A 20,170-nucleotide genomic window follows, 5' to 3' on the forward strand; every position below is an offset into this window, starting at 1 on the left:
AGAGTAAGTCCAATTATAATTCTTACGAATGATTGTGAGCTGATATGGAATCAGTTCTGTATAAACTCATATTTATCAATTCCACCGAAATCATTGATGGCTTGCCATGTTATTTTGCTGTTTCCAGATGCGGTATAATTTTTCACGTTCATTGTCTGGCTTGAGAACGGTTCAATATAATGCGTTTCAATATCGTAGCTTTTACCGCCAGAAATAAGCGTCGCGCTTGCCAGTGAAACATAATAAGGAGAGTCGTTTTTCGCACTTAAAACGACTTTTTGGTCTTGTCGGGTTTGAGACCATTTAAGATTTTTGGCCGCGTCGGTCGGTTCTCCTTTCAAGCCGGTTGGCCGGAAAAACAGTTTAATGCGCGTGCGGAAAGCAAGCTGAAGCATGCTTTGATTATCGCTATCTTTAGCCTTAGGCGGTACTTCCAGCACGTTGAACCAGAACAGGGATTCTTTATCTTTTGGCAAAGCCTGACCAAGCCAGGTGATTCTGACGGTTTGCCCTTTTTGCGGTTCAACGCGGGAAACGGGCGGCGTAACAATAAAAGGCAGTTTCAGCTCTTGAGGATTGGTAGTATCTCTTCCGTCGTCGAGCCAGGTTTGAACCAGTAACGGACGGGTGCCACGGTTATCCATCGACACCGTTACGTCTTTTGCTGATTCAGGATAAATGACGCGGGTACCAGATATCACAATATCTGCACTGGCGTTAAAAGAAAAAATGCTCACTGAGGCCAGCAGCAGGGTTTTTAATCCGCTCTTTATATTGAGTAAATGCATGTATAATCTCATATAATACGAAAAATGTGCCCAACAGGGCACATTGACTGGACGGATAAAACTTATTCGTAGCTCATGGTGAAGTAAGCGTTGGCGCTGACTTTACCTGACTGTACAGGGCTGGTGTCTTTCACCCAGTTAGAACCTGGAACATAAGCAACACGATAGAACAGTTTACCGGAACCGGCATTCAGGTCGGCTTTCTGAGTATTGTTGTCAGGCTGGCCTACCATAATGCGGGAGGTAACGGTTGGGGCATTGTTGAACAGAGCAAGCGCGACGTTTGTCGCTGAGCCTGCTACGCCTGCGTCTGGTTCAATGGTACCGTTTGCGATAGCGCCCATATTTTTTGACATAAAGCTTGCTGAAGCCGTGTTCAATGCGGCAGGACAATTAGTCAGCAGTAATTCAAAATTCTTAGAGCCGACGCCGGTATCAACGGTTGTTGATTCAACCTCAGATTTTTTAACTACCGGTAAGGTGATGGTAATATTATTTTGCGCTTCACCGTTAGAGGTGGAGATATTACATGTTGTGTCAGTGACTGCACCATCAAAGGTGATTAACCCTAGATCGGTATCAGCGACTGCAGAAAAATACCCCATTGCAAATAATGTTACAGCTGAAGCTAACAACGTTTTTTTAAACATAATTAAAATTCCATTTAAAATACATTTTACCGATTTAATTCAAGCAAAATGATGATAGGGATCTATGTATGGAATGGGTATTTAAAATTGCTAAAACACTTTGTTAGGAAAAGTGAATATTGGATAACTCATTGAAAATGATCTTAAAAAGAACTTAAAAGAGCGCGGTGATGAAGTTAATTGTCGTGCCAAAATATGTTTGGTGCGATTGAATTATAAACGACGAAGATCATTCTCTGAAATGTATCATTCAGGAAAATGATTGTTTCAAAAAGAGAAAGTCAGTGAGAGAGGAGAAAAGGATAAAGAAATGCGGGATTGTTTTATTTACACTGGCAAGAGAGGAGTATTTATTCTTGAAAGAAGCGGACCCTGCAGGGCCCGCTCCTCGCCGGAATCAGGCAACCTGCACCGGAATAGCCTTCGCGGTACGTTTCATATCGTTGTCGCCTTCAAAGTAGGCAACTTTAGGCTGCCAGCGGCGCGCTTCGTCATCAGACATCATCACGAAGCTGGCGATAATCACAATGTCGCCCACGTCCGCGCAGTGAGCAGCCGCGCCGTTAACGGAGATGATTTTAGACCCGCGCTCGGCAGCAATGGCGTAGGTTGAGAAACGTTTGCCGTTGTTGACGTTCCAGATATCAATCGCTTCGTTTTCAAGGATGCCCGCAGCATCAAGGAAATCCTGATCGATGGCGCAGGAGCCTTCATAGTGCAGGTCGGCCTGAGTGACTTTCACACGGTGAAGCTTACCTTGCAGCATTTTGCGAATCATTACGTTTACCTTTAATTATCAGAGGCGAGAACTACGCCAGCTCAACCACTTTATTATCAATCAGACGAGCCTGGCCAAGCCATGCCGCTACCAGGATCACTGCGCGTTTGCTGGATTCAGTCAATTCCAGCAGCGTATCAGCATCACGAATTTGTACGTCGTCAGCGCGAAGGCCTTTATCATTCAGCGCCTGTTCGGCGAGGGCGACGATCTCTTCGGCGGTCAGCTCTTTGGCAAGAAGCTGCTCCGCCATCGTATTCATGACCTTGCTTAAGCCCGGGGCGATTTTACGTTGGTCCGCGGTCAGATAGCCATTACGGGAGCTGAGCGCCAGACCGTCTTTTGCGCGTACAATCGGTACGCCGACGATCTCAATATCGTAACCCATATCCGCCACCATCTTGCGGATCAGCGCCAGCTGCTGGAAATCTTTCTCACCAAAGCACGCGACGTCCGGCTGTACCAGGTTGAACAGCTTGCTGACGATGGTTGATACGCCACGGAAGTGGCCCGGGCGGCTGGCGCCTTCGAGCATGGTGGAGATGCCCGGTACGTCAACGTAGGTTGCCTCTTCCGTACCCTGAGGATACACGTCCGCCGGTGCCGGAGAAAAGACGATGTCCGCATGGCGTTTTTTCAGCTTCTCGCAATCTTCCTGCAGGGTGCGCGGATAGCGCGCCAGGTCGTCAGCGCGGTCAAACTGCATAGGGTTAACGAAGATACTGACCACCACGATATCCGCACGGGCTTTCGCTTCGTCGACCAGCTTCATATGGCCGTCATGCAGGTTGCCCATGGTCGGGACGAGTGCAATACGTTTGCCTTCCTGACGCGCGCGACGGATATGCTGGCGAAGCAGCGGCAGGGTTTCAATGATAAGCACAACGAGACTCCTTAATGGAAACTGTGTTCTTCACCCGGGTAAACACCGGATTCAACGTCGGCAATATACTGCCTGACCGCGGCGCGCATGTCGCCCGCTTCAGCGAGGAAATTTTTGGCAAACTTCGGGATATGCCCGCCGGTGATGCCAAAGGCGTCGTGCATCACCAGAATCTGGCCGTCGGTCACGTTGCCAGCACCAATGCCAATCACCGGAATCGACAGCGCGTCGGTGATGCGTTTCGCCAGTTCAACCGGAACGCACTCCAGCACCAGCAGCTGCGCGCCTGCGGCTTCCAGCGCCAGGGCATCATCAAACAGCGTCTGGGCTGCGTCACCGCGGCCCTGCACCTTATACCCGCCAAAGATGTTGACGGACTGCGGCGTCAGGCCCAAATGGCCGCACACCGGCACGGCGCGCTCGGTGAGCATTTTCACCGTCTCCACCAGCCAGGCTCCGCCTTCGATTTTGACCATATTGGCCCCGGCGCGCATGACGGCTGCCGCATTGTCGAAGGCCTGCTCTGGCGTGGCGTAGGCCATAAACGGCAGATCGGAAAGCAGCAGGCAGGCAGGCGCGCCGCGGCGCACGGCGCGGGTATGGTAAGCGATATCCTCAACCGTGACCGGGAGGGTGGAATCATGTCCTTGTACCGTCATCCCTAACGAATCCCCGACCAGCATGACGTTAATACCCTCTTCGGCAAAGAGTTTGGCGAAGCTATAGTCATACGCGGTGATGGTGGCGAAGCGTTTTTTTTCCTGTTTGCATTTCTGCAGTAAGGAGATGGTGGTTGGTTTCATACTGTTTCCTGATAGCCCAAAAGCGAATCTTTGCGCATTCTAACAGTAACATTCGAGGGAACAATGATTTTAGATAGTCGATTAGCCACAATTATTTTATGGCTAATGGACAGGGGAACTGGCTTACCAGCGAGCGGGTTTTTCCGCGTGGAGTTTGTCCAGAATGTCCCTGAGCGGAATGCCGTCCGGGAAGGTGAGGTCGGGGGCGACTTCAAACAGCGGCCAGAGCATAAACCCGCGATTTTTCATGTCGTAATGCGGAACGGTGAGCCGTTCAGTGGTAATGGTCTCGTGTCCGAACAGCATAATGTCGAGGTCCAGCGTGCGCGGTCCCCAGCGTTCGGCTTTGCGTACGCGGCCCTGCTGCAGTTCGATGCGCTGGGTATGGTCCAGCAGCGTTTCGGCATCCAGAGCGGTTTCCAGCACCACGGCGGCATTGAGATAATCAGGCTGATCCTGCGGACCCAGCGGCGGCGTGCGGTAAAAAGAGGAGACCGCGACGACCCGGCTCTGAGGGATCTCACCCAGTGCCTGAACGGCAGCATTCACCTGCTCCAGCGGAGAGGCTAAATTGCTGCCGATGGCGATATACGCGAGGGTCATGCGGTACCTTCACGACGCGGCGCGCGTTTGCGCGGACGACGATGGCGGCGACGCGGTTCAGGCTCTTCATCCAGCCCGGTAAGCATATCTTTCTGCTCTGGCGGTGCGGAAACCTGGAATTCGGCCCACCACTGCGTCAGACGCTGCAGCTCCTGGTTCCTTTCAATTTCAGCACGCAGCGACAACAGGTCGAACGCAGCGCGGAACTTCGGATGTTCCATCAGCTTCCAGGCGCGCTTGCCCTGGCGACGGGACATGCGCAGCTGAAGCTGCCAGATATCGCGCACCAGCGTGGTAATTCGTTTCGGGATCGCCAGCGTACGGCATCCTTCGTCCAGCACGTCGTTTGCGGCCAGCGCGAAGGCATCATAATAGGCGAGCCCGCTCTCCTGGGTAATTCGCTGGGCCGTTTCCAGCAGCGGATACCAGAACATTGCCGCAAACAGGAACGCCGGGTTCACGCGCATGTCGTTGCGAATACGGGTATCGGTATTTTTCAGCACCTGCGCAATCATCCGCTCCATTGGGCTGTCACCGCTTTCGGTGAAGTAGCGGGTAATGGTCGGGAACAGCGGCTGGAACAGGTTGTATTCACGCAGCAGATTATAGGTGTCAAAGCCGTGGCCGGCCTGCAGCAGCTTCAGCGCCTCTTCAAACAGGCGGGCAGGCGGCACGTCGTTGATAAGCGTCGCCAGACGCGGAATCGGCTCTGCCGTTTCCGGGCTGATGCGCATATTCAGCTTGGCGGCGAAACGCACGGCGCGCAGCATACGCACGGGATCTTCACGGTAGCGCGTTTCCGGCGTGCCAATCAGGCGAATCAGACCCTCTTTCAGGTCCTGCATGCCGCCGACGTAATCGCGTACGGTGAAATCCGCCACGCTGTAATAAAGGCTGTTGATGGTGAAGTCGCGACGCTGGGCATCTTCTTCAATAGAGCCGAAGATATTATCGCGCAGCAGCATACCGTTCTGGCCGCGCTGTGACGTGGTGCGATCGGATGCGCCCGCTTCGTGGTGGCCGCGGAAGGTCGCCACTTCGATAATTTCCGGTCCAAACATCACGTGAGCCAGGCGGAAACGGCGGCCAACAAGACGGCAGTTGCGGAATAATTTGCGCACCTGCTCAGGCGTGGCGCTGGTCGTCACGTCGAAATCTTTCGGTTTTTTGCCCAGCAGTAAATCACGCACTCCACCGCCCACGAGATAGGCCTCGTAGCCCGCTTTATTCAGACGATAGAGCACCTTGAGGGCATTTTCACTGATATCTTTGCGGGAAATCGTGTGCTGCTCACGCGGAATAACCGACATGTGTGGCTGTGCAATAGCATCGTTCGCCATGCTCTCTTCGCGGCTTAGCACTTTACGGCAAAAATTAGCGACTCGGGTAAAAATGGTACACCTCGTAGTGTGTTTTGTTATGAAAAAAGCGGCTAATCATAGCTCAGCGCAACGCATTTGAGAATGCTGGATTTTTGGCACCGCTGTGAGCGTCCAGTGAGCCGTTGCCATTTTCAGCAGTTCGTCAATACGCAGATCCTGCCATTCGTTGGTTACATTCTGGTTGAGAAATCGCAGCGCGTCGATCAAAACAGGGCGCGGATCGCCCTCTGGCAGGGCAGGGGCGTGATTTTGCTTCGACAGCTTACAGCCCTGCTCGTTGACCGCCAGCGGCAGATGAATGTAATCCGGTGCCGTCCAGCCAAACTGGTGATAAAGCGAGATTTGTCGCACGGTAGGCTCGACTAGGTCCGCGCCGCGCACGATTTCCGTCACGCCCTGAAAATGATCGTCCACCACCACCGCCAGGTTATAGGCAAACAGGCCGTCACGGCGGTGAATAATAAAATCCTCGCGTGCAAGACGCTCATCGGCAAGGATTTCACCGGAGAGTAAATCGTTAAAGCGCGTCACCGGGGTGCGCTGCTTGATACGTACGGCGGCATTTTCCGGGGGAAGATTCAGCGTGCGGCAGTGACCGTCATAGACCCCTCCCACGCTCTGGATACGCGCGCGGGTGCAGGTGCAGTTATAGGAAAGCCCCTGAGCGCTAAGCCAGGCCAGGCGTTCCCGATAAGCGTCGTGACGTTTTGACTGCCAGAGAACCTCGTCATCCCAGTGAAGACCATAATGTTCCAGCTGACGCAGAATGGATTCTGCTGCACCGGGAACTTCACGCGGAGGGTCTATATCTTCAATGCGAACGAGCCATTTGCCCTGGCTGGCGCGAGCCTGCAGGTAGCTGCCTAGCGCGGCAATTAATGAGCCGAAGTGTAATTCACCGGAAGGAGATGGCGCGAAGCGCCCAATATAGTGTGATTCAGACATATCAACAGTAACAAGGCGGGAGAGACTCCCGCCTTTGGAGTGTGTAAACAGCGCTGGCGTTAACCGGCCATCTGTTTTTCGCGGATTTCGGCCAGCGTTTTACAGTCGATGCACAGATCGGCGGTTGGACGCGCTTCCAGGCGACGAATACCAATTTCAACACCGCAGGATTCGCAGTAGCCAAAATCTTCGTCTTCGACTTTTTTCAGCGTTTTCTCGATTTTTTTGATCAGTTTGCGTTCGCGGTCACGGTTACGCAGTTCGAGGCTGAACTCTTCTTCCTGAGCGGCACGGTCTACCGGGTCCGGGAAGTTAGCAGCTTCATCCTGCATATGAGTAACGGTGCGATCGACTTCATCCCTGAGTTGATTACGCCATGCTTCAAGAATACGCCTGAAGTGCGACAGCTGGGCTTCGTTCATATACTCTTCGCCCGGCTTCTCTTGATACGGCTCCACCCCAGCGATGGCGAGAATACTCAGGGACGATGTTTTACGGTTTTGCCCTTCTTGCATGTTGCTTCTCCTTAACACGCACTATCGATCCCCGTGTTGGGGGAAAAATCAGGTCGCTATAAATAGCAGATGCTTTTCCGGATGGCAATTATCTAAACGTAACACTTGACAAGCCTGTGAGGAAAAGCGTATTTGCGCACGCGGCCAGAACACTTAATCATCAATCGTCTAATCCCTTATAAGACAATGGGAAGAGAGGATCTCAGAGTCATATTATCGGCAGAAAGTTCCGCTTTATAAGCTAAAACCTCTACCCCCTGCTTTTGTGCCTCATTCAACAATTGCGCGTATTTAGGATCAATATGGCGGGCAGGGGAGAAACGTTCAATGGCTGAATGCAATACCGCAAACAGCAATACGGCGCGTTTGCCCGCCGCCGCAACACTCATTAGCTCTCGCAGATGCTTCTGGCCACGTAGCGTTACCGCATCCGGGAAGTAGCCATTTTCCTGTTCCGCTAACGTCACTGATTTTACTTCAATATAGCACTCAGGCCTGTCTTCCGCCTGTAACATGAAGTCAATTCTGCTGCCTTCATCGCCATACTTCACTTCGCTTTTATGCGTGCCATAACCCACCAGTTCGGGAAGGGTACCAAAGGTCAGGGCTTCCTTAACTAATTGATTCGCGCGCAGGGTGTTAACGCAAATAAATGCCCCGTTTTGCGTTTCTGTCATTTCCCAGGTATGCGCATATTTGCGTTTAGTATTTTCTGAAGTGGAATACCAGACCCTGTCACCCGGCGTTGCACACCCCGTCATGGCACCCGTGTTGGGACAGTGCAGGGTGAGCTGAACGCCTTCGGGCGTGATCACGTCGGCAAGGAAGCGTTTGTAGCGTTGGATCAGCGTGGCGTGCTGCAGGGGAGGATCAAACTTCATCAGAATTCCTTTCGGTGTTGCCCAGCGTCCAGCGCTGGAGCGGCGTATAGCGGGTGCGTCCCTGTGCAAAGACGGATTCGTAAAGCGCAAATTTATTGACCGGAAAAGCCCAGTGAAAACCCGGTGGCGGAATAGCAACGGCCTGACCGGCATCGCGCAGCAGCGTGATATGCGGATGAAACGGCTGCGGGCTCTGATAGCAGCCGCTGCGTGCCGCCTGTGCGCGCAGCATATTTGCCAGCTGCAATAGCCCGCGCGGCGGCTGGCGGGTCCCCAGCCAGAGCACGCGCGAACGCAGCCACTGACCCGCGTCGTCGAGGTGCAGCGTAAATTCCGGCTGGGAAATCCGCCCCGCCATAGCGGCTAGTGCCCGCTGTTTGTCGGCGCTGACGTCGCCCAAAAAGGCCAGCGTCAGGTGCAGGTTAGCGGCCGCAACGGGGCGGCCTGCTTCCGGCGGGAAGTGTTCAGCACGCCAGCGAACAATTTGACGCTGTATTGTGGTGGGCAATTCAATGGCAAAAAACAGCCGTTTCGACTCAGGCATACGGGGGACTCGGTAATGATATGCGCCGATGCTACAATGTACGCCGACTAATGTTAACCCTCTGGAGCTGTTAGTGTCCTCATTGCCGGTCGCCGTTGTCCTTCCCGAGCTTCTCGCTGCCTTACGCCATGCCCCGCAGGTTTTGCTAAACGCCCCTACGGGAGCCGGTAAATCCACCTGGCTGCCGCTACAGATTCTGAAAGACGGGAATATCGGCGGAAAAATAATCCTGCTGGAGCCGCGCAGGCTTGCCGCGCGCAACGTGGCGCAGCGCCTGGCGGAACTGCTGGACGAAAAAACGGGAGAGACGGTGGGGTACCGCATGCGCGCGGAAACCTGCGTGGGACCTTCCACGCGGCTTGAGGTGGTGACCGAGGGGATCCTCACCCGCATGCTGCAAAACGATCCGGAGCTGACCGGCGTCGGGCTGGTGATCCTGGATGAGTTTCACGAGCGCAGCCTGCAGGCGGATCTGGCCCTGGCGCTCTTGCTGGACGTGCAGCAGGGGCTGCGCGACGATCTTCGGCTGCTCATCATGTCGGCTACGCTGGACAACGAGCGGCTGCAGCAGGCGTTACCGCACGCACCGGTAATTAGCTCGGAGGGGCGGGCGTTCCCGGTCGAGCGGCGTTATCAGCCGCTGCCGGCTCATCAGCGTTTTGATGAGGCCGTGGCTATTGCAACCGCAGAGCTGCTGCGTCAGGAATCCGGTTCGCTGCTGCTGTTTTTACCCGGCGTGGGCGAGATTCAGCGCGTGCAGGAGCAGCTGGCCTCTCGCGTAGGCCGCGACGTGCTGCTTTGCCCGCTCTACGGTGCGCTGTCGCTGGCCGAGCAGCGTAAAGCGATCCTGCCCGCGCCTGCGGGACAGCGCAAGGTGGTGCTGGCAACCAATATTGCTGAAACCAGTTTGACCATTGAAGGTATTCGCCTGGTGGTGGATAGCGCGCAGGAGAGGGTGGCAAGCTTTGACCCGCGTACCGGGTTGACGAAACTCCTGACGCAACGCATTAGCCAGGCGTCGATGGTGCAGCGCGCGGGCCGTGCGGGACGTCTTGAGCCGGGTATTTGTCTCCATTTAACCAGCGCGGAGCAGGCTGAACGCGCGGCGCAGCAAAGCACACCGGAGATTTTACAAAGCGATTTGTCCGGCCTGGTGATGGAACTGCTGCAGTGGGGCTGCCCGGAACCCGCTCAGTTGACCTGGCTTAACCCTCCTCCCGGCGTGAACCTTGCCGCGGCGCGCGCTTTACTGACCCAGCTCGGAGCGCTTGACGGCGAGCGGTTGTCCTCTCGCGGGCAAAAAATGGCCGCGCTGGGGAATGAGCCTCGCCTGGCCGCCATGCTGGTGGCTGCACAGGGAGACGATGAAATTTCTACGGCCGCGAAACTGGCAGCTATCCTTGAGGAGCCGCCGCGCGGAGGCAGTAGCGATCTGGCCCAGGCCTTTTCGCGCAGTCAGGGGAACTGGCAGCAGCGGGCGCAGCAGCTGTGTAAGCGGCTTAACAGCCGCGGCGGCGTGCCAGACAGTGAGAGTATCCCACGGCTGCTGGCGCAGGCGTTTCCGGACCGGATTGCGCGTCGGCGCGGGCTGGACGGACGCTATCAGCTGGCAAACGGCATGGGGGCGATGCTGGACAGCGATGACGCCCTGACGCGTCACGAGTGGCTGATTGCGCCGCTCTTGCTGCAGGGGAGTCACTCCCCGGATGCCCGTATTTTGCAGGCGATTGCCGTGGATATTGACGCCCTGACGCACGTGTGCCCGCAGCTGCTCCAGCAGTCCGATATCGTCGAGTGGGATGATGCGCAGGGTACGCTGAAGGCATTTCGTCGTCGCCAGATAGGTAAACTGACCCTCGGGACGAAGCCGCTGGCGAAGCCGTCGGAAGAAGAGCTGCACCAGGCCATGCTGAACGGTATCCGGGAAAAAGGGCTCGGCGTGCTGAACTGGTCGCCAGAGGCGGAACAGTATCGTCTTCGCCTGCATTGCGCCGCGCGCTGGCTGCCGGAGTATGCCTGGCCCGCGGTGGATGATGAAACATTGCTTGGCTCTCTGGAGCGCTGGTTACTGCCGCAAATGCACGGCGTTCACTCGCTTCGGGCGCTGAAAGCGCTTGATGTTAAGGTCGCGTTACAGAATTTACTCGACTGGTCATTACGTCAACGTCTGGATAGTGAACTGCCAGAGCATTACACTGTGCCGACCGGAAGCCGGATTGCCGTTCGTTATCACGAGGATAATCCGCCGGCGCTGGCGGTACGGATGCAGGAGATGTTTGGGGAGGCAACCACGCCGTCTATTGCCGAAGGGCGCGTTCCGATGGTGCTTGAGCTCCTGTCGCCTGCGCATCGCCCGCTGCAGATCACCCGCGATCTGGCAGCGTTCTGGGCGGGAAGCTACCGTGAGGTGCAAAAAGAGATGAAGGGGCGCTATCCCAAACACGTCTGGCCGGACGATCCGGCGAATACGGCGCCGACGCGGCGGACGAAGAAGTATTCGTAATGCAGGGAAGAGGGGAGTGCGGCCTGATGCCCTCACCCCGGCCCTCTCCCACAGGGAGAGGGAGAAAGAGATTTTGAGAGATTTCTTCTTTCACAGATCGGTGGAAGAAAAGAGAATCGGGCCTTTGCGCCTGAAAGTTGCGGAGAAAAAGCATGGCGGGGAATGACCGCGAGCCAATAGGACGTAAGGGAAAACCAACGCGTCCGGCGAAAGAAAAGGTAAGCCGTCGTCGCCTCAGAGATGAGGACTATGACGATGACTATGAAGACGATTATGAGGATGAAGAACCGATGCCGCGTAAAGGGAAAGGCAAAGGGCGTAAGCCTCGGGGCAAGCGCGGCTGGTTCTGGCTGCTGCTGAAGCTGTTTATTATTTTTGTTGTGCTGATGGCGATTTACGGCGTGTATCTGGATCAGAAGATCCGCAGCCGTATCGACGGTAAAGTCTGGCAGCTACCTGCGGCAGTGTATGGCCGTATGGTGAACCTTGAGCCAGATATGTCCATCAGTAAGAACGAGATGGTGAAGCTGCTGGAAGCCACCCAGTATCGTCAGGTGTCTAAAATGACGCGCCCTGGCGAATTTACCGTGCAGGCAAATAGCATTGAGATGATCCGCCGTCCGTTTGATTTCCCGGACAGCAAAGAGGGGCAGGTGCGCGCGCGTCTGACCTTTGACGGCGATCGTCTGGATATTATTGAGAACATGGATAACAACCGTCAGTTCGGTTTCTTCCGTCTCGATCCCCGTCTGATCACCATGCTCTCCTCGGCAAACGGCGAACAGCGCCTGTTCGTTGCGCGTAACGGTTTCCCGGATCTGCTGGTGGACACCCTGCTGGCAACCGAAGACCGTCACTTCTACGAGCACGATGGCATCAGCCTCTACTCGATTGGTCGTGCGGTACTGGCTAACCTCACTGCGGGCCGTACCGTGCAGGGGGCGAGTACCCTTACCCAGCAGCTGGTGAAGAACCTGTTCCTCTCCAGCGAACGCTCTTACTGGCGTAAAGCTAACGAAGCGTACATGGCCGTGCTGATGGATGCGCGTTACAGCAAGGATCGTATCCTTGAGCTGTATATGAACGAGGTGTACCTCGGTCAGAGCGGCGATAACGAAATCCGCGGCTTCCCGCTGGCGAGCCTGTACTACTTTGGCCGTCCGGTGGAAGAGCTGAGCCTCGACCAGCAGGCACTGCTGGTGGGTATGGTGAAAGGGGCGTCCATTTATAACCCGTGGCGTAACCCGAAACTGGCGCTCGAGCGTCGTAACCTGGTGCTGCGCCTGCTGCAACAACAGCAGGTGATTGACCAGGAGCTGTACGACATGCTGAGCGCGCGTCCACTCGGCGTTCAGCCGCGCGGTGGCGTGATTTCTCCTCAGCCGGCGTTTATGCAGCTGGTGCGTCAGGAGCTGCAAAGCAAGCTCGGTGATAAGGTCAAAGATCTCTCCGGCGTGAAGATCTTCACCACCTTTGACTCCGTCGCGCAGGATGCGGCAGAGAAAGCGGCTGTGGAAGGCATTCCGGCGCTGAAGAAACAGCGTAAGCTGAGCGATCTGGAAACCGCGATGGTGGTGGTTGACCGTAACTCCGGCGAAGTTCGCGCGATGGTGGGCGGTGCCGAGCCGCAGTTTGCGGGCTACAACCGTGCCATGCAGGCGCGTCGCTCGATCGGCTCTTTGGCAAAACCTGCGACCTATCTCACTGCACTGAGCCAGCCAAATCAGTATCGCCTGAATACCTGGATTGCGGATGCGCCGATCTCCCTGCGTCAGCCTAACGGCCAGGTCTGGTCACCGCAGAACGATGATAAACAGTTCAGCGGCCAGGTCATGCTGGTGGATGCTTTAACGCGCTCAATGAACGTGCCAACGGTTAACCTGGGGATGTCGCTGGGCCTGCCGGCCATTGTCGATACCTGGCAGAAACTCGGCGTGTCGAAAGATCAGCTGCATCCGGTGCCTGCGATGATCCTCGGGGCGCTTAACCTGACGCCGATCGAAGTGGCGCAGGCGTTCCAGACCATTGCCAGCGGGGGTAACCGCGCGCCGCTGTCTGCTCTGCGTTCGGTGATTGCCGAAGATGGCTCCGTGCTGTATCAGAGCTTCCCGCAGGCAGAACGTGCCGTTCCTGCTCAGGCAGCCTATATGACGCTGTGGACGATGCAGCAGGTTGTGCAGCGCGGTACCGGCCGTCAGCTGGGGGCGAAGTATCCGGGTCTGCATCTGGCGGGTAAAACCGGGACCACCAACAACAACGTCGATACCTGGTTCGCCGGTATCGATGGCCGTGAAGTGGTGATCACCTGGGTAGGCCGCGACAACAACCAGCCGACCAAGCTGTACGGTGCGAGCGGGGCGATGTCGATTTACCAGCGCTATCTGGCGAATCAGTCCCCTGTGCCGCTGAATCTGGTTGCGCCGGAAGACATCGTTGATATGGGCGTGGACAGTTCAGGTAACTTTGTCTGCGGCGGCGGGATGCGTACCCTGCCTGTCTGGACCACAAACCCGGACTCGCTGTGCCAGCAAAGTCAGCCAGAACAGCCAACGGGTAACCCGTTCGACCAGTCTTCTCAGCCACAGCAGCCGCAGCAGCAACAGCCGCAGCAGCAGAATGAGAAGAAAGACAGCGACGGTGTCGCGGGCTGGATTAAAGACATGTTCGGCGGTAACTAACTTTTTAAAGCCCTCTTCCCAGGAAGGGGGCTTTTTTCACCCGTAAAACCCATTTTGTTAACCCTCGCTTTAACTCTGATTAACCCTTCGTTTTCTCTTGTCTATTTCTTAAACCCTTAATTCTCGTAGGGCCGCATACTGCTTGCTATGCAACCAGCGTTTCGCATATTATTCTGGCGCTCATAATAATAATTCTCGTTTACGTTATCATTCACTTTCACATCAGAGATTCAACATGGCGCTTTCCAATACTGCTCAGCCAATTAACACGTCGCTGCGTAAAATCGCGGTCGTCGTAGCCACAGCGGTTGCCGGCATGTCGACTTATGCACATGCTGCCGAAACCCCGAACAAAGAAGAAACCATTACCGTTACTGCCGCGCCTGCTGCGCAGGAGAGCCCGTGGGGGCCAGCACCCACGATTGCGGCAAAACGCACCGCAACGGCGACCAAAACCGATACCCCGATTGAGAAAACCCCGCAGTCTATTTCCGTCGTCACGCGTGAAGAGATGGACATGAAGCAGCCGGGGACGGTGAAGCAAGCGCTGGCCTATACGCCGAGCGTTTTTGCGACTCGCGGTGCTTCAACAACGTATGATGTTGTTTCTATTCGTGGTTTCACCACCTCCAGTACCGTGAATACTAACCAGTACCTGGACGGGATGAAGCTGCAGGGTGATAACTATTCTGAAGCGTCCATGGATCCGTATTTCCTTGAGCGCGTCGAACTGCTGCGCGGCCCAACGTCCGTTCTGTACGGTAAAAGCCACCCGGGCGGCGTAGTCAGTATGGTCAGCAAGCGTCCAACCACCGAGCCACTGAAAGAAATCCAGTTCAAAATGGGTACCGATAACCTGTGGCAGACCGGGTTTGATTTCAGCGATGCGATTGATGATGACGGCGTGTGGTCATACCGCCTGACCGGTCTGGGGCGCAGCGAAAATGCGCAGCAGGAAATGGTTAAGTCATCCCGCTACGCCATTGCGCCTGCTTTCAGCTGGCGCCCTGACGATAAGACGGATTTCACCTTCCTGAGCAATTTCCAGAGCGATCCGGATGCAGGCTATTACGGCTGGCTGCCGCGGGAAGGTACCGTTGTGCCTTACTATGACGCCAACGGCAAAGCGCACAAGCTGCCGACCGATTTCAACGAAGGTGATGAAGACAACAAGATCTCCCGTCGTCAGAAGATGGTGGGCTACAGCTTCTCGCATCAGTTTGACGACACCTTTACCGTGCGTCAAAACCTGCGCTACTCCAAAATCAACACGCTTTACCGTTCCGTCTACGGTAACGGCTATATTGCACCGGCTCAGATCAGCCGCGCGTACGTGCGCTCTGATGAGGACCTGAACTCGTTCACGGTCGATACTCAGCTGCAGTCTAAATTTGCGACCGGTGCAGTAGATCATACCCTGTTAACGGGCGTCGATTACCTGCGCATGCGTAACGATATTGATGCCGATTACGGCAGCGCTGACCCTATCAGCATGACGAATCCGCAGCACAACAATGCCAATATCAACGTGAACTTCCCGTATGCCGTGCTCAATCGTCAGGAGCAAACGGGCCTGTACGCGCAGGATCAGGCTGAGTGGGATAAGTGGGTACTGACCCTTGGCGGACGCTATGATTTCGCTAAAACGTCCACGCTGACGCGCTCCTCTGACACGACGGCTGAAATCAACGATCGGGCATTCACCTGGCGCGGCGGGATTAACTACCTGTTCGACAACGGCATAACGCCTTACTTTAGCTATAGCGAATCGTTCGAACCGATTTCGGGTACCACTCAGGGCGGCAAACCGTTCGATCCGGCTCGCGGCAAGCAGTATGAAGCGGGCGTGAAATACGTACCGAAAGATCTGCCAGTGGTTGTGACTGCAGCGGTATACCAGCTGACCAAAAACAACAACCTGACGGCCGATCCGGCGAACCCGACCAGCGGCTTTAGCGTGCAGGGTGGCGAAATTCGTTCCCGCGGATTCGAACTGGAAGCAAAAGCCGCAGTTTCTGCCAACGTAAACGTGACGGCTTCCTATAGCTTTACTGATGCGGAGTACACGCACGATACCTGGTATGAAGGTCGTCGTCCGGCGGAAGTGCCGCGTAACATGGCGTCTCTGTGGGCCGATTACACCTTCCACGAGACGGCGCTGAGCGGTCTGACGGTAGGGGCGGGAACCCGTTACATCGGTAACACCGTTTCCTACTACTCTGCCTCGTCGCCAAAAGCCTACCAGTCGTTCAACGTCGCGGGCTATGCCCTGGCGGATGCCACCGTGAAATACGACCTGGCTCGCTTTGGGCTGCCGGGTTCGTCAGTCGGCGTCAACGTGAATAACATCTTCGACCGTGAATATGTCTCCAGCTGCTACAGCGAATACGCATGCTACTGGGGAGCCGGACGTCAGGTTGTTGCCACCGCGACCTTCCGCTTCTAACCGCTCTTTGGGCACGGTTCGCCGTGCCCTTTTTATTTAAGTTGGCTGATATGCAGGATAATCAAACGCAACCCGACACCACCTTTACGCTCAACCACCTCTCCTTTCGCGTACCCGGGCGCACGCTGCTGCATCCGCTCTCTCTGACGTTCCCGGCAGGTAAAGTGACGGGGCTGATTGGCCACAACGGCTCCGGTAAATCCACGCTGCTCAAAATGCTGGGACGCCACCAGCCGCCTTCAGAAGGCGATATTTTGCTGGATGACCAGCCTCTGGAGAGCTGGAGCAGTAAAGCTTTTGCTCGCAAAGTCGCCTATCTGCCGCAGCAGCTGCCGCAGGCGGAAGGGATGACGGTACGCGAGCTGGTGGCCATTGGGCGTTATCCGTGGCACGGGGCGCTGGGTCGCTTCGGCGTCGCCGACAGAGAAAAAGTGGAAGAGGCAATTGCGCTGGTGGGGCTAAAACCGCTGGCGCACCGGCTGGTGGATAGCCTGTCCGGCGGTGAACGCCAGCGCGCGTGGATTGCGATGCTGGTGGCACAGGACAGCCGCTGCCTGCTGCTCGACGAACCCACCTCTGCGCTGGATATTGCCCACCAGGTCGACGTGCTGGCGCTGGTGCATCGCTTAAGCCAGCAGCGGGGGCTGACGGTAATTGCGGTCCTGCATGATATCAACATGGCGGCGCGCTACTGTGACTACCTCGTCGCGCTGCGCGGGGGCGAGATGATTGCTCAGGGCACGCCGTCTGAGCTGATGCGCAGTGAAACGCTGGAACACATTTACGGTATTCCGATGGGTATTCTGCCTCACCCTGCCGGGGCTGCGCCGGTGAGCTTCGTATACTGATGCTGGACAACATGCTTATCAGCCGCCGTCGCCTGCTGACGGCCATGGCGCTCTCACCGCTGCTGTTGAAAATGACAACGGCGCGGGCTGGTGCCGTGGATCCGCACCGTATTGTGGCCCTGGAGTGGCTTCCGGTTGAACTGATGATGGCGCTCGGCGTTACGCCCTCCGGCGTGGCGGACATTCCTAACTATAACCTCTGGGTGAACGAGCCGAAGCTGCCGGACTCGGTGATCGACGTCGGTCTGCGTACGGAGCCAAACCTCGAGCTGCTCACCCAGATGAAGCCGTCGTTCCTGTTCTGGTCCGCGGGCTACGGTCCGTCAGAAGAGGTGATGGCGCGTATTGCGCCAGGACGCGGATTCTCGTTCAGTGACGGTAAAAAACCGCTGACCGTGGCGAAAAACTCGATCAATGAGATGGCGCATTTCCTCAACCGCGAGGCGGAGGCCAAACGGCATCTCGATGAATTTGATGCCCTGATTGACGCGCTAAAGCCGCGTTTTGCTCACCGGGGCGATCGCCCTCTGCTGATGGTGACGCTGCTGGATGCCCGCCATATGCTGGTCTTTGGTAAAAATTGCCTGTTCCAGGAAGTGCTCGACAGTTTTGGCATTCGTAATGCCTGGGAAGGGGAGATGACGTTCTGGGGAAGTACCGCCGTGGGTATCGATCGTCTGGCGGCGTTTCGCGATGCAGATGTGATCTGTTTCGACCACGGGAACGAGCGTGACATGCAGGCGCTGATGGCGACGCCGCTCTGGCAGGCGATGCCGTTTGTGCGCGAGCAACGCTTCCAGCGCGCCCCGGCGGTCTGGTTCTACGGCGCGACGCTGTCGGCCATGCATTTTGCTCGCCTGCTGGATAGCGCGCTGGGAGGAAAAGCATGAGTATGCGTATCGCCCGCTTCCCGGCGCTGCTGTTGTCCATACTGTTCCTTTCCGCGCTGATATTAACCTGGTTCAACCTCTCGACGGCGCTACCGCGTGGACAGTGGGGCGCTGCCCTGGCCGCGCCGGATATCGATAATATTCAGCAGATGCTGTTTCACTACAGCCTGCTGCCGCGCCTGGCGATCTCCCTTCTAGTCGGTGCCGGTTTAGGGCTGGTGGGCGTGCTGTTCCAGCAGGTTTTACGCAATCCGCTGGCGGAACCGACCACGCTCGGCGTTGCGACCGGCGCGCAGCTTGGGATCACGGTCATCACGCTGTGGTCGCTGCCGGGGGCGTTGGCCTCGCAGTTTGCCGCTCTCGCGGGGGCGTGCGTGGTGGGGGCGCTGGTCTTTGGCGTGGCCTGGGGCAAACGTCTTTCCCCGGTGACGCTTATTCTGGCCGGGCTGGTGGTGAGCCTGTACTGCGGGGCGATTAACCAGCTGCTGGTGCTGTTCCACCACGATCGGCTGCAAAGCATGTTCCTGTGGAGTACCGGCACGCTCACCCAGACAGACTGGAGCGTGGTGGCGCATCTGTGGCCACAGCTGGCCGGCGGCGTCGTGCTGACGCTGCTGCTCCTGCGCCCCCTGACGCTCATGGGGCTGGATGACGGCGTGGCGCGAAACCTGGGGCTGGCGCTTTCGCTGGCTCGGCTGGCGGCGCTAACGCTGGCAATTGTACTGAGCGCCCTGCTGGTGAATGCGGTCGGTATAATCGGGTTTATCGGGCTGTTCGCGCCGCTGCTGGCGAAAATGCTCGGGGCGCGTCGTTTGCTGGCGCGTCTGCTGCTGGCCTCGCTGATTGGGGCGCTGATCCTCTGGCTTTCCGATCAGCTCATTCTCTGGCTGGCGCGGGTCTGGAGGGAGGTGTCCACCGGGTCGGTCACGGCGCTTATCGGTGCGCCGCTGCTGCTCTGGCTGCTGCCGCGCCTGCGCAGCATGAGCGCGCCGGCGATGGATGCGGGCGATAAAGTCTACGCTGAACGTCAGTCGGTGCTGTGGTTTAGCCTTGCCGGCCTGGCGGTGCTGGTTATCGCCTCGTTAACCGCACTCGCGTTTGGGCGCGATGCGGCGGGCTGGCACTGGGCGACGGGCGATTTACTCAACGAACTGCTGCAGTGGCGCTGGCCGCGTATCTTCGCCGCGCTGATCGCCGGCGTGATGCTGGCGGTGGCGGGGTGCATTATTCAACGTCTGACCGGCAACCCGATGGCGAGCCCGGAAGTGCTCGGGATCAGCTCTGGTGCCGCCTTTGGCGTGGTGCTGATGCTGTTCTTCGTGCCGGGCAATGCGTTTGGCTGGCTGATGCCTGCCGGGAGTATCGGTGCGGCAGCCACGCTGATGATTATCGTGATGGCTGCCGGTCGCGGCGGATTTTCCCCGCACCGGATGCTGCTGGCCGGGATGGCGCTCAGCACCGCATTTACGATGCTCCTGATGATGCTGCAGGCGAGCGGCGATCCGCGCATGGCGAAGATCCTGACCTGGATTTCTGGCTCAACGTACGGTGCCACCGGCAGTCAGGTTGTCTGGTCCGGGATCGTGATGATCGTGCTGCTGGCGATTGTGCCGCTGTGCCGTCGCTGGCTGACTATCCTGCCGCTCGGTGGTGAAACGGCGCGGGCGGTGGGTATGGCGCTGACGCCAGCGCGCGTGGCTCTGCTGCTGCTGGCGGCGTGCCTGACGGCTGTGGCAACCATGACTATCGGACCGCTGAGCTTTGTCGGGTTAATGGCGCCGCACATAGCCAGAATGATGGGGTTCCGCCGGACGATGCCGCATATTGTGATGTCTGCCCTCACGGGCGGGGTCATGCTGGTTTTTGCGGACTGGTGTGGAAGAATGGTGCTGTTCCCGTATCAGATCCCGGCGGGTCTGCTGTCGACCTTCATTGGCGCGCCGTATTTTATTTATCTGTTGAGAAAGCAGAGTCGGTAATAAAAGTAAATGGCAATCCTTAGATTGCCGTTTTAGGGTTTGCTCCCTCTCCCC

The 20,170-nt window shown here is 56.7% G+C and carries 17 protein-coding genes; 6 read left to right on the plus strand and 11 right to left on the minus strand.

Annotation, left to right across the window (positions count from 1 at the left end):
- Positions 1 to 50: 50 nt before the first annotated feature.
- The 11 genes from ABR39_RS07360 to thpR form a co-directional block, all read right to left on the minus strand.
- Positions 51 to 788 carry a fimbrial chaperone gene (locus ABR39_RS07360; RefSeq protein ID WP_047346384.1) on the minus strand — a complete coding sequence of 246 codons (738 nt, stop codon included), beginning with the start codon at positions 786 to 788 and terminating at the stop codon, positions 51 to 53.
- 62 nt (positions 789 to 850) lie between these two features.
- Entirely contained in the window at positions 851 to 1,438 is a 588-nt protein-coding gene (locus tag ABR39_RS07365) for a fimbrial protein (RefSeq protein WP_047346385.1), read from the minus strand.
- A 397-nt stretch (positions 1,439 to 1,835) separates the two neighbouring features.
- Positions 1,836 to 2,216: an aspartate 1-decarboxylase gene (gene panD, locus ABR39_RS07370; RefSeq protein WP_047346386.1), complete on the minus strand. Its 381-nt coding sequence runs from the start codon at positions 2,214 to 2,216 to the stop codon at positions 1,836 to 1,838.
- A gap of 31 nt (positions 2,217 to 2,247) precedes the next feature.
- Entirely contained in the window at positions 2,248 to 3,099 is an 852-nt protein-coding gene (gene panC / locus ABR39_RS07375) for a pantoate--beta-alanine ligase (RefSeq protein WP_047346387.1), read from the minus strand.
- Between the two features lie 11 nt (positions 3,100 to 3,110).
- Complete coding sequence (gene panB, locus ABR39_RS07380; protein WP_047346388.1) at positions 3,111 to 3,902, minus strand: 3-methyl-2-oxobutanoate hydroxymethyltransferase; 792 nt, start codon at positions 3,900 to 3,902, stop codon at positions 3,111 to 3,113.
- A 123-nt stretch (positions 3,903 to 4,025) separates the two neighbouring features.
- Positions 4,026 to 4,505 (minus strand): 2-amino-4-hydroxy-6-hydroxymethyldihydropteridine diphosphokinase, encoded by a 480-nt coding sequence (gene folK / locus ABR39_RS07385; RefSeq protein WP_047346389.1) that lies wholly within the window; start codon positions 4,503 to 4,505, stop codon positions 4,026 to 4,028.
- A complete protein-coding gene (gene pcnB, locus ABR39_RS07390) occupies positions 4,502 to 5,899 on the minus strand; it encodes a polynucleotide adenylyltransferase PcnB (RefSeq protein ID WP_082132634.1) in 1,398 nt (465 codons plus the stop codon). The genes folK and pcnB overlap by 4 nt, the downstream gene beginning before the upstream one ends.
- 42 nt (positions 5,900 to 5,941) lie before the next feature.
- On the minus strand, positions 5,942 to 6,832 hold the full coding sequence (gluQRS, locus tag ABR39_RS07395; RefSeq protein ID WP_047346391.1) for a tRNA glutamyl-Q(34) synthetase GluQRS: 891 nt from the start codon (positions 6,830 to 6,832) through the stop codon (positions 5,942 to 5,944).
- A 59-nt stretch (positions 6,833 to 6,891) separates the two neighbouring features.
- Positions 6,892 to 7,347, minus strand: coding sequence for an RNA polymerase-binding protein DksA (dksA, locus tag ABR39_RS07400; RefSeq protein ID WP_003829221.1), 456 nt, complete (start codon positions 7,345 to 7,347; stop codon positions 6,892 to 6,894).
- Positions 7,348 to 7,523: 176 nt separating this feature from the next.
- Positions 7,524 to 8,228: a DNA/RNA nuclease SfsA gene (sfsA, locus tag ABR39_RS07405; protein ID WP_047346392.1), complete on the minus strand. Its 705-nt coding sequence runs from the start codon at positions 8,226 to 8,228 to the stop codon at positions 7,524 to 7,526.
- Positions 8,218 to 8,772, minus strand: a complete 555-nt coding sequence (gene thpR / locus ABR39_RS07410) for an RNA 2',3'-cyclic phosphodiesterase (RefSeq protein ID WP_047346393.1) — start codon at positions 8,770 to 8,772, stop codon at positions 8,218 to 8,220. Before thpR ends, sfsA begins: the two co-directional genes overlap by 11 nt.
- A 73-nt stretch (positions 8,773 to 8,845) precedes the next feature.
- Between thpR and hrpB the strand changes: the two genes are divergently transcribed.
- From hrpB to fhuB, 6 genes are all read left to right on the plus strand, one after another.
- Positions 8,846 to 11,275 carry an ATP-dependent helicase HrpB gene (gene hrpB / locus ABR39_RS07415; protein ID WP_047346394.1) on the plus strand — a complete coding sequence of 810 codons (2,430 nt, stop codon included), beginning with the start codon at positions 8,846 to 8,848 and terminating at the stop codon, positions 11,273 to 11,275.
- Positions 11,276 to 11,427: 152 nt separating this feature from the next.
- Positions 11,428 to 13,953, plus strand: coding sequence for a bifunctional glycosyl transferase/transpeptidase (mrcB, locus tag ABR39_RS07420; RefSeq protein WP_047346395.1), 2,526 nt, complete (start codon positions 11,428 to 11,430; stop codon positions 13,951 to 13,953).
- A 235-nt stretch (positions 13,954 to 14,188) separates the two neighbouring features.
- Positions 14,189 to 16,399 (plus strand): ferrichrome porin FhuA, encoded by a 2,211-nt coding sequence (gene fhuA / locus ABR39_RS07425; protein WP_047346396.1) that lies wholly within the window; start codon positions 14,189 to 14,191, stop codon positions 16,397 to 16,399.
- 50 nt (positions 16,400 to 16,449) lie between these two features.
- Positions 16,450 to 17,247: a Fe3+-hydroxamate ABC transporter ATP-binding protein FhuC gene (gene fhuC / locus ABR39_RS07430; protein ID WP_047346397.1), complete on the plus strand. Its 798-nt coding sequence runs from the start codon at positions 16,450 to 16,452 to the stop codon at positions 17,245 to 17,247.
- Positions 17,247 to 18,137, plus strand: a complete 891-nt coding sequence (fhuD, locus tag ABR39_RS07435; protein WP_047346398.1) for a Fe(3+)-hydroxamate ABC transporter substrate-binding protein FhuD — start codon at positions 17,247 to 17,249, stop codon at positions 18,135 to 18,137. The genes fhuC and fhuD overlap by 1 nt, the downstream gene beginning before the upstream one ends.
- Entirely contained in the window at positions 18,134 to 20,116 is a 1,983-nt protein-coding gene (fhuB, locus tag ABR39_RS07440) for a Fe(3+)-hydroxamate ABC transporter permease FhuB (RefSeq protein ID WP_047346399.1), read from the plus strand. Before fhuD ends, fhuB begins: the two co-directional genes overlap by 4 nt.
- Positions 20,117 to 20,170: the final 54 nt, after the last annotated feature.

The organism is Enterobacter genomosp. O (assembly GCF_001022965.1).
GTDB classification, from domain to species: domain Bacteria; phylum Pseudomonadota; class Gammaproteobacteria; order Enterobacterales; family Enterobacteriaceae; genus Enterobacter; species Enterobacter cloacae_L.

Excerpts from the sequence above, each read along its gene's own strand:
- panD (WP_047346386.1), bottom strand. The coding sequence starts at position 2,216 with ATGATTCGCAAAATGCTGCAAGGTAAGCTTCACCGTGTGAAAGTCACT.
- sfsA (WP_047346392.1), bottom strand. The coding sequence starts at position 8,228 with ATGAAGTTTGATCCTCCCCTGCAGCACGCCACGCTGATCCAACGCTAC.
- ABR39_RS07360 (WP_047346384.1), bottom strand. The coding sequence starts at position 788 with ATGCATTTACTCAATATAAAGAGCGGATTAAAAACCCTGCTGCTGGCC.
- folK (WP_047346389.1), bottom strand. The coding sequence starts at position 4,505 with ATGACCCTCGCGTATATCGCCATCGGCAGCAATTTAGCCTCTCCGCTG.
- fhuD (WP_047346398.1), top strand. The coding sequence starts at position 17,247 with ATGCTGGACAACATGCTTATCAGCCGCCGTCGCCTGCTGACGGCCATG.
- fhuC (WP_047346397.1), top strand. The coding sequence starts at position 16,450 with ATGCAGGATAATCAAACGCAACCCGACACCACCTTTACGCTCAACCAC.
- dksA (WP_003829221.1), bottom strand. The coding sequence starts at position 7,347 with ATGCAAGAAGGGCAAAACCGTAAAACATCGTCCCTGAGTATTCTCGCC.
- fhuA (WP_047346396.1), top strand. The coding sequence starts at position 14,189 with ATGGCGCTTTCCAATACTGCTCAGCCAATTAACACGTCGCTGCGTAAA.
- panB (WP_047346388.1), bottom strand. The coding sequence starts at position 3,902 with ATGAAACCAACCACCATCTCCTTACTGCAGAAATGCAAACAGGAAAAA.
- ABR39_RS07365 (WP_047346385.1), bottom strand. The coding sequence starts at position 1,438 with ATGTTTAAAAAAACGTTGTTAGCTTCAGCTGTAACATTATTTGCAATG.
- fhuB (WP_047346399.1), top strand. The coding sequence starts at position 18,134 with ATGAGTATGCGTATCGCCCGCTTCCCGGCGCTGCTGTTGTCCATACTG.
- gluQRS (WP_047346391.1), bottom strand. The coding sequence starts at position 6,832 with ATGTCTGAATCACACTATATTGGGCGCTTCGCGCCATCTCCTTCCGGT.
- thpR (WP_047346393.1), bottom strand. The coding sequence starts at position 8,772 with ATGCCTGAGTCGAAACGGCTGTTTTTTGCCATTGAATTGCCCACCACA.
- mrcB (WP_047346395.1), top strand. The coding sequence starts at position 11,428 with ATGGCGGGGAATGACCGCGAGCCAATAGGACGTAAGGGAAAACCAACG.